Source organism: Micromonospora sp. NPDC004336, from assembly GCF_053602615.1.
In genome coordinates, this window is sequence record NZ_JBSGDY010000002.1 from 116,734 (window position 1) to 128,979 (window position 12,246).

Genomic DNA, 12,246 nt, shown 5'->3' on the forward strand with positions numbered 1-12,246 from the left:
CGCACGCGGGGATCATGGTGACACGCGCGGTCCGATCGGGTGGACCCGCACGCCGGGGCGGCGACGCCGGCGTCGGTTGCTGGGCGGCGACGTCCCACGGCAGTACCGTGCCGGGTGACGCGGATCCCACCGAACTGAACGGGATGGAAACATTAACCCCATGAGAGCCCGGGTACTGGTGGTCGACGACGACCCCGCGCTCGCCGAGATGCTCGGCATCGTCCTGCGCAGCGAGGGGTTCCTGCCCTCCTTCGTCGCCGACGGGGAGCGGGCCCTGGCCGCGTTCCGCGAGAATCGGCCCGACATCGTCCTGCTCGACCTCATGCTCCCCGGCATGAGCGGCATCGACGTGGCGCGGTCGATCCGGGCCGAGTCGGGCGTGCCGATCGTCATGCTCACCGCGAAGAGCGACACCGTCGACGTGGTCCTCGGCCTGGAGTCCGGGGCCGACGACTACGTGGTCAAGCCGTTCAAGCCCAAGGAGCTGGTCGCCCGGATGCGGGCGCGGCTGCGCCGCGGCGAGGACGTCGCCCCCGAGATGCTGACCATCGGGCCGCCCGGCAACCAGATCACCATCGACGTGCCGGCGCACACCGTCAGCCGCGACGGCGAGGAGGTGAAGCTGACGCCGCTGGAGTTCGACCTGCTGGTCGCGCTCGCCCGCAAGCCGCGCCAGGTCTTCACCCGCGAGGTGCTGCTGGAGCAGGTCTGGGGCTACCGGCACGCTGCCGACACCCGCCTGGTCAACGTGCACGTGCAGCGGCTGCGCGCCAAGATCGAGCCGGATCCGGAGCGGCCGGAAATCATCCTCACCGTTCGGGGCGTGGGCTACAAGGCGGGCACCGGATAGCCTGGTCGCACTGTGGCCACCTCCCCGATTCCGGACCCCCGACCGACAGCTCCGCGCCGGCGTGCCGCCGTGCGGGAGCTGTGGCGCGGCGTGAGCGGGCGGGTCGCGGAGCTGCTCGCTGGGCTGCACCAGCTCTGGCGGCGGTCGCTGCAGCTGCGCGTGGTGACCATCACACTGGTCGCGTCCAGCCTGCTGGTGGGCGGGTTCGCCTACCTGATCGCCGACAAGATCACCAGCATTCTGGTCGAGAACGCCGAGACCGACGTGCGGCTGCGGCTGGACAGCGGCGCGGAGTACGCGCGGCGGCAGTTCGGCCTCTACAACCAGCCGCACGAGGCGCAGTTCCAGGAGACCGTCGACGGCACGGTCAACTACCTGGCCGGGGGTGACCCGCAGCAGACGACCGGCGTGATCGTGGCGCTCACCGCCGACAACCACACCGGGCTCATCCAGCCGCGCTCCTCGCCCGCGGTGAACGTCCGGCCGCTGATCAGCCGCGAGCTGCGCGCCGCCGTCGCCGGGGGCAAGGTCGCCAGCCAGATCCGCACCGGCGGGCTGGCCGGGAAGCGCACGAAATACCTGGTCTACGGCTCGCCCGTGCCCACCAAGTTCGGCCAGGTGGAGCTCTACTACCTCGTGCCGCTGACCCGGCAGGACGCCACGGCCGCCGACGCCCGCGACACGGTGGTCGCCACGGGGGCGGCCCTGGTGATCCTGCTCGGCCTGCTCGCCGGCCTGGTCACCCGGCTGGTGGTGACCCCGGTGCGGGTGGCCGCCCGGACGGCCCAGCGGCTCTCCGCCGGCCTGCTCGACCAGCGGATGGCGGTCAACGGCGAGGACGACCTGGCCCTGCTCGCCGCGTCGTTCAACCAGATGGCGACGAACCTGCAACGGCAGATCCTGCGGCTGGAGGAGATGTCCCGGCTGCAACGCCGCTTCACCTCCGACGTGTCGCACGAGCTGCGCACGCCGCTCACCACGGTCCGGATGGCCGCCGACCTGATCTTCGCCGAGCGGGACGAGTTCGACCCGGCGGTGGCGCGCAGCGCCGAGCTGCTCCAGGCCGAGCTGGACCGCTTCGAGGAGCTGCTCACCGACCTGCTGGAGATCAGCCGCTTCGACGCCGGCTTCGCGATGCTCGACTCCGAGCCGACCGACCTGGTGCCGGTCGTGCACCGGGTGGTCGACCGGCTGGCCGGCCTGGCCGAGCGCGTCGGCGTGCCCATCGAGCTGGACGTCCCCACCACGCCGGTGATCGCCGAGGTGGACCCGCGCCGGGTCGAACGGGTGCTGCGCAACCTGGTCGGCAACGCCGTCGAGCACGGCGAGGCCAAGCCGGTGCTGATCACCCTGGGGATGGACGACACCGCCGTCGCGATCACCGTCCGCGACCACGGGGTGGGGCTCAAGCCGGGCGAGGAGAAGCTGGTGTTCAACCGCTTCTGGCGGGCCGACCCGTCCCGCGCGCGGCAGACCGGCGGCACCGGGCTGGGGCTGTCGATCAGCCTGGAGGACGCCCGGCTGCACGGCGGCTGGCTGGAGGCGTGGGGCGCGCCCGGGCAGGGCGCCCAGTTCCGGCTCACCCTGCCGGCCCGGGCCGGCGACCGGTTGACCACGTCCCCGCTGCGCCTGGTGCCGGCCGACGCCACCCTGCCCTTCGGGGGGCCCCGCGACGGTGGGCTGCTGGCCATCGGCCCCGGCAGCGGCGGCGTGCTCGCGGTCGGCCCGGCCGTCGACGGGGCGGTGGCCGGCGCGCCGGGGCGGCAGGGAAACGGGGGACGCGCGGAGGTGGGATCGTGAGGCGTCGCCTGCTCGCCGGGGTGCTCGGCGGCGCGCTGCTGCTGGGCGGCGCGGTCGGCTGCGGCATCCCGCAGGGCACCGAGGTGCGGGTGGAGGGGTCGGGGCCGGCGGCGGAGTCCGGCTCGACCAGCGGCGTCCGGGGCGAGCCCCCGAACCGCATCGCCAGCGGCAGTGACCCGGAGCAGTTCGTCGCGAACTTCCTCTCCGCCGCGGCCGGCGAGCCGGACCGGGCCTACCAGCGGGTCCGGCAGTTCATCGCCAAGGAGGAAGTGGGCCGCCTCCAGGAGAAGCAGGGCAGCGAGGTCGCGCTGACCGTCGTCCGGCTCACCGAGGATCCGGTCATCGTCAACGACCCGGACAAGACCCGGGTGACCATCAACGTGCAGCAGGTCGGCCTGCTGCGCGCCGACGGCACGCTGGCCCCGCCGGAGACGAGCACCACGTCGTACTCGTTCGAGCTGCGCAGCCCGCCGGGGCAGGAGGGCCGGGCCGACGCGGGGCTGTTCGTGGCCAACCCGCCGAACGCGCTGCTGCTCAGCGTCGAGGCGCTGGAGACCTATTACCAGAGCCGGACGATCTACTTCTGGAACAGCGACCGCAGCCAGCTGGTGCCCGACCGGCGTTACCTGCCGCTCGCGGTGCCCGACGAGCGGCGGGTGAGCGAGGTGGTCAAGTGGCTGACCGCCGGCCCCTCCGACTGGCTGCGCACCGGGGTCAGCAAGCTGCCCGACGGCACCCGGCTGATCAACAACGCCACCCGGACCGACGGCCGCTGGGAGGTCGACCTGGAGATGCCGGACGAGAAGGTCCGGCTGGAGCAGTTCGCCACGCAGCTCGCCTGGTCGCTGAACGACCTCGACGGTCCGCTCGAAATCAAGATCCGCACGCAGTCCCGCAAGGACATCCCGGACCTCGACGCGCACCGGCGGGCGCACCCGGCGTACCGGCTCGGCGAGGGCTTCCAGCGGTTCTGCGTCTACGAGGGCTCCGTCCACCCGCTGGCCGACGCCGGCGGGCCGGTCGCCACGGTGCCGGTGGTGCCCGAGGCGAACAGGAACGTCGTGTCGGCGGGCCTGAGCCGCGCCGGCGACCAGATCCTGGCGGCGCTGGTGGTCACCGACGGCGACCGGCAGCGGCTCTCCGTCGGCACCGGCCTCGACCCGGTCGCCGTCTTCACCCGCAGCGCCAAGACGTACGGTGCGATCGGCCGGCCGGTCTGGCTGCGGTCGACGAGCCGGGGCGAGCCGGCCGGGCTGGTGGTCGCCGACGGCGCCCTCTACCGCTTCGACGCCCGGGCGCAGCTCGCCGCGGTGCCGCTCGGCGTTCCCGGCAGGGTGACCGCGGTGGCCGCCTCGCTCGACGGGCACCGGATCGCCGTCGTCGCCGGCGGCGCGCTCTACGTCGCCGCCCTCAGCGCCGACGAGGGCGGGGTCACCCTCGGCCCGCCCCGCCGGCTGCCGACCCGGCTGACCGGCCTGTCGGCCGTCGACTGGTACGGCGAGGACAAGCTGCTCCTCGCCGGGGAGGTGGGCCGCCCGGCGCTGCACGAGGTGAGCGTGGACGGTGCCGGGGACAGCCGGGTGGAGGACAAGATCGGCGCCCGGGTGACCCACCTCGCCGCCTACCCGGCCAACCCGACGCTGCGGCCCGGCGCGGCGATGTACGAGGCGAACGGGGTGGCCTACCGCAGCGGCCCGTTCGGCCGGATCCAGCCCGAACAGGTGCAGGTGTCGCCGCCCTCGACCGGGGCGCGCGCCGGCAACCCGACCGCCCCGTTCTTCCTCTACTGATGCGGGGCCTCGGCGCGCTCTGGGGGGACCTCACCGACCTGGTGCTGCCCGTGGAGTGCGCCGGGTGCCGGGAACGCCGGCCGGGGCTGCGGCACGGCGTCTGCCCGGCGTGCGCGGCGGCGCTGGGCGGGCTGCCACCCCGGGCGGTACGCCCCACCCCCGCCCCGCCCGGCCTGCCACCCTGCTTCGCCCTCGGCCCGTACGCCGGCCCGCTGCGGGAGGCGCTGCTCGCGTACAAGGACCACGGCCGGCACGGGCTGGCCCGGCCGCTGGGCGCGTTGCTGGCCGAGGTCGTGGCGGCGGCGGTCGGCGGGGCGCGGCCGGTGACGCTGGTGCCCGTGCCGGACACCGCGGCGGCGGCCCGCGCCCGCTACGGCGACCATCTCGGCCGGCTGACCCGGCACTGCGCGGTCCGGCTGCGCCGGGCGGGCTGGCCGGTGCGGGTGCGGCGGCCCCTGCGGGCCCTGCCCCGGCCCGACTCGGTGACGCTCGACAGCGCCGGGCGGGCGGCGGCGGCCGAGTCGGCGTTCCGGGCCCGTTCGCGGGTCGGGCCGGCGCCGGAGGGTTCGGCGGTCGTGGTGCTCGACGACATCCTCACCACGGGCGCCACCCTCGCCGCCGTGGCGCGCGTGCTGACCGCGAGCGGGCAGCCACCGGCTGTCGCGGCGGTGCTCGCCGCGACCGAGAAACGGCACCGGTCGTAACCGATCGTGTTTCCGTTTCACCCGTTGGTGTATGAGGTGTGAAAAATTTCTGGCCTCCTCCGCGACCGGGGGTGACTGTCGAGCGAACAGGAGTTAGCGTTTTCGTGTCGGGGGTAGGAGGTCTTTCCCACCCGCCCCCGGCGGTGAAAGGAGGCGTAGCCGCACTGACCGGTCGACGCCGAGTGGGACCTCCCCCAGGGGCGCGCGACCGGATGTTGGATCGAACGACCATCCGACCAGGGAGGTCACATGGACATCGTGGTCAAGGGCCGTAACGTCGAAGTGCCGGACCATTACCGGGTGCACGTGGCGGAGAAACTCGCGAAGATCGAACGCTACGACCACAAACTTATTCGTGTCGATGTCGAGCTTTTCCACGAGCGCAATCCGCGCCAGGCCGACCACTGCCAGCGCGTCGAAATCACCTGCGTCTCCCGAGGCCCGGTGATCCGGGCGGAAGCCTGCACGAACGACTTCTACAGCGCGCTCGACGCGGCCATCGCCAAGCTCGACACCCGGTTGCGCCGGGCGGCCGACCGCCGCCGCGTCCACCGGGGCCGGCACGCCCCGCTCTCCGTCGCCGCCGCCACCGCCGGCCTGCCGGTCGCCGACCTCGACGCGCCGCTGGGGGCGTCCGCCGACGGCGCCCGCGCCGGCACGGCCACCGCCGTGGCGGAACGCGTGGAGGAGGAGCACGACCAGCCCTGGCACATCGCGCGGGAGAAGGTGCACCCCGCCGAGCCGATGACCGTCGACGACGCCCTGTTCCAGATGGAACTCGTCGGCCACGACTTCTACCTGTTCCAGGACAAGGAGTCCGGCCGGCCGAGCGTCGTCTACCGGCGGCACGCCTACGACTACGGAATCATCTCCCTCGCCATCTGATCCCGGCCACGGGGTGACGGCCCACGCCGTCACCCCGGCACCGGTCGCCGCCCGCCCCGGCGTAGGCAGGTGCGGCTCCGCCCCTGGCGCCGGCCCGGCGGCAGCGCGGTCCCGATGCCGGCCCAACCGCCGTCGCCCTCGGCGCCGGCCCAACCGCCGTCCGCCCCCGGTGCCCGGCCCAACCGCCGTCCGCCCCCGGTGCCGGCCCGCACGGTTCCGGTGCCGGCCCGCCCTTCGTGCCGGCCCGCCGCTTCCGGTGCCGGCCCGCATGGTGCGGGCCGTGCGGGTCAGCGGAGTTCGGCGGGGAGCAGCCCGAAGACCAGGTCGTCGATCCGGGTGCCGGCCAGTCCGGGCAGCCGGCCGCGCAGCAAACCCTCGCGGCGGAAGCCGACCTTCTCCAGCACCCGGTGCGACGCCACGTTGTCGGGCACGGTGCCGGCGACCAGCCGGGCGACGCCGACCGGCCCGAACGCCCAGCCGGCGAGGAGCCGCACCGCCCGGGTGGCGAGCCCGCGACCCCGCGCGGCGGGCAGCAGCGCGTAGCCGAGGCTCGCCTCCCCGGCCGCCACGTCCGTGTAGGAGAGCCCGCAGCTGCCGACCGGGTCGCCGGTGACCGCGTCGAGGATCAGCAGCCGGGCGATGTCGCCCGTCAGCCAGCCGCTCTCGGACAGCCGGCAGCGCCGCTCGATCGCCGAGCGGGCGGGCGGCACCGGCGGGGCCTGGTTCGCCACCACCTCCGGCAGCGTGTGCAGGCGGTACATCAGGTCGACGTCCTCCGGGCCGAGCGGCCGCAGCGTCACCACGCCGTCGGTGAGCCGACCGTCGGGCAGGTCGGGCAGCAGCCGGGGGGTCGGGCCGGGCGGGTCGTCGGCGAGGCGTACCCATGCCAGCAGGTCCGACCGGCCACCGCCGCGGACCTGGCCGGCCGATCGGCGTACCCCCTCGTGGCGGAAGCCGGCGGCGAGCGCCACCCGCTGGCTGGCCGGGTTCTCGGCGTGGGTCAGCAGCTCCAGCCGGTCGACGCCGTGGCGCAGCACGGCGTCGGCCAGGGCCCGGGTCGCGGCGGTGGCGACCCCGCGCCGCCGCGCCCACGGCGCCACCCAGTAGCCCACCTCCGCCTGCCGGCGCGGCGTCACGACCTGGCCCACGCCCGCGCCGCCGATCAGCCGGTCGGTGGTCGCATCGGCGATGGCGTACGCGGCCCCGCCGGCGGCCCAGGCCGCCGGGGCGCCCTCGGTGACCCACCAGCGGGCGTCGGCCTCGGTGTACGGCTGCGGCATGCCGGGGTTGAACCGCAGGTTGAGCGGGTCGGCGCAGCCGGCGGCGATATCCGCGACGTCGTCGGGGCGGAACGGCCGCAGCCGCACCTTGTCGGCCTCGATCACCTCTGGCGTCACGTCAGGTCCTCCGCGAGCAGCGCGCCGAGCCACGCGTCCACCCGCCTGCCCCGGTGGGTGAGCCCGCCCCGGAGGGTGCCCTCGACCGTGAAGCCGGCCTTCTCGGCGGCCCGGCGGGAGGCGGTGTTGCCGACGTTGGCCCGCCACTCGACGCGGGCCAGGCCCAGCGTGGTGAAGCCCCAGGTGGCGAGCGCGGTCAGCGCGGCCGGCACGAAGCCCCGCCCCCGGCTCGCCGGCGCGGTCATGAAGCCGACGTCGGCCAGCAGCGGGTCGAGGGCGGAGAGGCGCAGGTCGATCGTGCCGGCGTACCGGTCGTCGGCGTCGGCGACCACGAAGCAGGCGCTCGTGCCGCCCGCCCAGGCGTCGCGCGTGTAGGTCAGGTAGGACTCGGCGTCGGCGGGCGCGTACGGGTCGGGCACGGTGGTCCAGCGGATGGTCTCCGGGTCCCGGCAGGTCTCCACGACCGCGTCGAGGTCGCGCTCCTCCATCGGGCGCAGCCGCAGCTCGCCGCCGGCGGCGGTGGCGAACAGGACGGGCTGGGGGCGGCCGAGGACGGCGGCCCGGCGGGCCTCGAGCGTGCCGGGCCCGGCCGGCCCGGTCTCGCCGACGGCGGGCACCTCCCCGGGCAGCAGCGAGCCGATCCAGCCCTCCGGCCGGCCCCCGGGGGCGGGGTCCGCCAGCCGCAGCCGGCCCTCGACGCGGAAGCCCGTCCGGAGCGCGACGAGCCGGGAGGCGTGGTTGCCGACCTCGGCCTGCCAGATCAGCCGGCGCAGCTTCAGCGCGTCGAAGGCCCAGCGGGCGACGGCGCGGGCGGCCCGGACGGTGACGCCCCGGCCCCGGGCCCAGGGCGCGGCCCAGTAGCCGATCTCGCCGGAGCGCGCGCCGGGGTCGATGGACACCAGCCCGCAGGAGCCGAGCAGCTCGCCGGTGGCGGCGTCGCAGACCGCGAACGGCGCCCCGGTGCCGGCGGCCCAGTCGCGCGGCGCCACCTCGGTGACGAAACCGTGGGCGTGTTCGGGCAGGTACGGGCGAGGTACGGTGGTCCAGCGCTGGATGTCCGGGTCCTGGCACGCCCGGAGCACCGCGTCGGCGTCGGTCGGCCGCCAGGGTCGCAGCAGCAGGCCGTCCTCGGTGATCTCCACAGGTTCCACCCGAGCCATCGTGCCGGATCGTTCGCGGACGGCGTAACCGGATATCGGCGGGAGCGGCGGGCACCGAGCGAGTTATGTCGGTTTCGCCGGGCCGGAGGGCCGCCACCAGTGACCATCGTGCCGATGGAGCGCCTACGATGGTTCGAGACTGTCTAGGGGAGCGTTGATCCGTGTCGATTCTGGAAAAGGTCCTTCGCGCGGGCGAGGGCCGTATGGTGCGCCGGCTCAAGGCCATCGCCGCCGCCGTCAACTCGATCGAGGACGACTACGTCAACCTCACCGACGACGAGCTGCGCGGCATGACCGAGCAGTTCAAGGAGCGGCTGGCCGACGGCGAGACCCTCGACGACCTGCTGCCGGAGGCCTTCGCGGTGTGCCGCGAGGCGGCCGCCCGGGTGCTCGGCCAGCGCCCCTACGACGTCCAGGTGATGGGCGGCGCGGCGCTGCACTTCGGCAACATCGCCGAGATGAAGACCGGTGAGGGCAAGACCCTGACCTCGGTCATGCCGGTCTACCTCAACGCGCTCTCCGGCAAGGGCGTGCACGTCATCACGGTCAACGACTACCTGGCCCAGCGCGACGCCGCCTGGATGGGCCGGGTGCACGAGTTCCTCGGCCTGACCGTCGGCGTGGTCCTGCCCAACCGGCCGGCCGCCGAGCACCGGGCCGCCTACGAGTGCGACATCACCTACGGCACCAACAACGAGTTCGGCTTCGACTACCTGCGCGACAACATGGCCTGGTCGCGGGACGAGCTGGTCCAGCGCGGCCACAACTTCGCCGTGGTCGACGAGGTCGACTCGATCCTCATCGACGAGGCCCGCACGCCGCTGATCATCTCCGGCCCGGCCGAGCACTCCGCCCGCTGGTACTCGGAGTTCGCCGGCGTCGTGGCCCGGCTCCAGCCCGGCAAGGACGGCGAGGGCGACTACGAGGTCGACCACGCCAAGCGCACCATCGCCGTCACCGAGCGCGGTGTGGCCAAGGTCGAGGACCGGCTGGGCATCGACAACCTCTACGAGTCGGTGAACACCCCGCTGGTGGGCTACCTCAACAACGCCATCAAGGCCAAGGAGCTCTTCAAGCGCGACAAGGACTACATCGTCAGCGACGGCGAGGTCCTGATCGTCGACGAGTTCACCGGCCGCATCCTGCACGGCCGCCGCTACAACGAGGGCATGCACCAGGCGATCGAGGCCAAGGAGGGGGTGGAGATCAAGCAGGAGAACCAGACCCTGGCCACCATCACCCTCCAGAACTACTTCCGCCTCTACGAGAAGCTCTCCGGCATGACCGGCACCGCCCAGACCGAGGCGGGGGAGTTCAACAAGGTCTACAAGGTCGGCGTGGTCACCATCCCGACCCACCGGCCGATGGTCCGGCAGGACCGGCCGGACGTGATCTACAAGACCGAGAAGGCCAAGTTCAACGCCGTGGTGGAGGACATCGCCGAGCGGCACGCGGTCGGCCAGCCGGTGCTGGTCGGCACGGTCTCGGTGGAGAATTCCGAGATCCTCTCCCAGCTGCTGCGTCGCCGGGGCATCCCGCACTCGGTGCTGAACGCCAAGTTCCACGCCCGCGAGGCCGAGATCGTCGCCCAGGCGGGCCGCAAGGGCGCGGTCACGGTCGCGACCAACATGGCCGGCCGGGGCACCGACATCCTGCTCGGCGGCAACGCCGAGTTCCTCGCCGCCAACGAGCTCCGCCAGCGTGGCCTCGACCCGATCGAGCACGAGGAGGAGTACGCCAAGGCGATGGAGGAGGTCCTGCCCAAGTGGAAGCAGGCCTGCGACGCCGAGGCGGAGGAGGTCGCGGCCGTCGGCGGCCTCTACGTGCTGGGCACCGAGCGGCACGAGTCCCGCCGGATCGACAACCAGCTGCGCGGCCGTTCCGGCCGGCAGGGCGACCCGGGCGAGTCCCGGTTCTACCTGTCGCTGCAGGACGAGCTGATGAAGCGCTTCCGCTCGGGTGCGGTCGAGGCGGTCATGGACCGCTTCAACATCCCGGAGGACGTGCCCATCGAGTCGAAGATGGTCACCAAGCAGATCAAGAGCGCGCAGGCCCAGATCGAGGGCCAGAACGCCGAGATCCGCAAGAACGTCCTCAAGTACGACGAGGTCATGAACAAGCAGCGCCAGGTGATCTACGCCGAGCGGCTGCGGGTGCTCAACGGCGAGGACCTCTCCGACCAGGTCCGCAACATGATCGACGACGTCGTCGAGGCGTACGTGCGGGGGGCCACCTCCGACGGCTACGGCGAGGACTGGGACCTGGAGCAGCTCTGGACCAGCCTCAAGCAGCTCTACCCGGTGGGCCTCACCATTGAGGAGCTGGAGGAGGAGGCCGGCGGGTCCCGGGCCGGCCTCGACGCCGACTTCCTGCTCGGCCGTCTCAAGGAGGACGCGCACGCCGCGTACGACCGGCGTGAGGAGCAGCTCGGCGAGGAGGGCACCCGCGAGCTGGAGCGGATGGTGCTGCTCCAGGTGATCGACCGCAAGTGGCGCGAGCACCTCTACGAGATGGACTACCTCCAGGAGGGCATCACGCTGCGGGCGTACGCCCAGCGCGACCCGGTGGTGGAATACCAGCGCGAGGGCTTCGACATGTTCGCCACCATGATGGACGGCATCAAGGAGGAGACGGTCGGCTTCCTCTACAACCTCGAGGTGCAGGTCAACGAGCCGGAGCCCGAGGCCGAGGAGGTCACGCTGCTCGACAAGCCGGTCGAGATCCGGGCCAAGGGCCTGGGCCGGGCGCCGCAGCAGCAGGGCCTGCAGTATTCGGCGCCGACCATCGACGGCGAGGCCGGCGCGGGCGCGGTGGCCGTCGAGCGTCCCGAGGAGCAGGCGCCGGCACTCGGCGTGGGCCGGGCGGCCCCGGCCGCCCCGGCGGCGCCGGGGACGACCGCCCCGGCCGCTCCGCAGCGCCCGGCGACGGGCGTGCGTGGCCCGGCCGTCGCGGCCGGCGCCGCCCGGCGCACCGCGCCGGGCCAGGCGGAGGGCGGCAACGGGCCGTCCCGCAACGCGCCGTGCCCGTGCGGGTCCGGCCGCAAGTACAAGCGCTGCCACGGCTCGCCCAACGGCGGCGCCTGAGCAGTCGGTGAGCGGGGCCTGCGCCCCGCCGGAGCGAATCGAGCCGCGGTCGTCGCCGACCGCGGCTCGACCGCGTTTCAGCGCCTGCTCTCGGGCGCGGCGGCGGCCGGCTCGCCCGAGCGGGCCGCCCGGCGGTACACATGCTCTGAAACGCGGCTCGACCGCGTTTCAAAGCACCTGGAGGGCGGTGCAGAGCCAGGCACCGCGGCGGTGTTCCAGGCGCAGCGCCATCGCCCAGGTGTGCCCGCCCGTGCCGGCGAGCACCGCGGCGGCCTCCACGGCCGCGGCCCGGGGCTCGCAGACCCGCAGGCGACGCAGCCGCACGGCGGGGCGGGTGGACCGGCGGCGCGCCGGGCCGGACCGGGCGGTGGCGCGGGCGAGCTCCGGCAGCAGGGCCGCCGCGCGGGCCGGGTCGAGCAGCGGCCGGAGCTGCCCGGGCGGGCGGTAGCCGTTGAGCACCTCCAGGCAGGTGCCGACGAAGCGGTGGGCGGCCCGGGTGGCCTCGGGCGTGGCGGTCACCAGCGCGCCGGGAGGCAGCGGGGCGGCCGGGCCGCGCCCCGGTCCCGCCGGGGCGGGC

At 74.2% G+C, this 12,246-nt stretch carries 9 protein-coding genes; 6 read left to right on the forward strand and 3 right to left on the reverse strand.

Going from position 1 to position 12,246, the window contains the following annotated elements; all coding sequences use genetic code 11:
* Nucleotides 1–160: 160 nt before the first annotated feature.
* The 5 genes from mtrA (at nucleotide 161) to hpf (ending at nucleotide 6,029) form a co-directional block, all read left to right on the forward strand.
* Nucleotides 161–850: an MtrAB system response regulator MtrA gene (gene mtrA, locus ACWENR_RS01135; RefSeq protein ID WP_210835520.1), complete on the forward strand. Its 690-nt coding sequence runs from the start codon at nucleotides 161–163 to the stop codon at nucleotides 848–850.
* Between the two features lie 12 nt (nucleotides 851–862).
* Nucleotides 863–2,650, forward strand: a complete 1,788-nt coding sequence (gene mtrB, locus ACWENR_RS01140; protein ID WP_452275046.1) for an MtrAB system histidine kinase MtrB — start codon at nucleotides 863–865, stop codon at nucleotides 2,648–2,650.
* Nucleotides 2,647–4,440, forward strand: a complete 1,794-nt coding sequence (locus ACWENR_RS01145) for an LpqB family beta-propeller domain-containing protein (RefSeq protein ID WP_452275047.1) — start codon at nucleotides 2,647–2,649, stop codon at nucleotides 4,438–4,440. Before mtrB ends, ACWENR_RS01145 begins: the two co-directional genes overlap by 4 nt.
* A complete protein-coding gene (locus ACWENR_RS01150; protein ID WP_452275048.1) occupies nucleotides 4,440–5,144 on the forward strand; it encodes a ComF family protein in 705 nt (234 codons plus the stop codon). The genes ACWENR_RS01145 and ACWENR_RS01150 overlap by 1 nt, the downstream gene beginning before the upstream one ends.
* Before the next feature lie 249 nt (nucleotides 5,145–5,393).
* Nucleotides 5,394–6,029, forward strand: a complete 636-nt coding sequence (hpf, locus tag ACWENR_RS01155) for a ribosome hibernation-promoting factor, HPF/YfiA family (RefSeq protein WP_091097398.1) — start codon at nucleotides 5,394–5,396, stop codon at nucleotides 6,027–6,029.
* Nucleotides 6,030–6,316: 287 nt separating this feature from the next.
* Here hpf and ACWENR_RS01160 read toward each other — a convergent pair whose 3' ends face one another.
* Both ACWENR_RS01160 and ACWENR_RS01165 read right to left on the reverse strand, forming a co-directional pair.
* Nucleotides 6,317–7,426, reverse strand: coding sequence for a GNAT family N-acetyltransferase (locus ACWENR_RS01160; RefSeq protein WP_452275049.1), 1,110 nt, complete (start codon nucleotides 7,424–7,426; stop codon nucleotides 6,317–6,319).
* Nucleotides 7,423–8,586 (reverse strand): GNAT family N-acetyltransferase, encoded by a 1,164-nt coding sequence (locus ACWENR_RS01165; protein WP_452275050.1) that lies wholly within the window; start codon nucleotides 8,584–8,586, stop codon nucleotides 7,423–7,425. The genes ACWENR_RS01160 and ACWENR_RS01165 overlap by 4 nt, the downstream gene beginning before the upstream one ends.
* Before the next feature lie 161 nt (nucleotides 8,587–8,747).
* Here ACWENR_RS01165 and secA point away from each other — a divergent pair, with 161 nt between their 5' ends.
* Nucleotides 8,748–11,669: a preprotein translocase subunit SecA gene (gene secA / locus ACWENR_RS01170; RefSeq protein ID WP_452275051.1), complete on the forward strand. Its 2,922-nt coding sequence runs from the start codon at nucleotides 8,748–8,750 to the stop codon at nucleotides 11,667–11,669.
* 168 nt (nucleotides 11,670–11,837) lie between these two features.
* On the opposite strand, the gene ACWENR_RS01175 is transcribed toward secA, so the two are convergent.
* The coding region (locus ACWENR_RS01175; RefSeq protein WP_452275052.1) for an Rv3235 family protein at nucleotides 11,838–12,246 on the reverse strand (409 nt) is incomplete at its 5' end.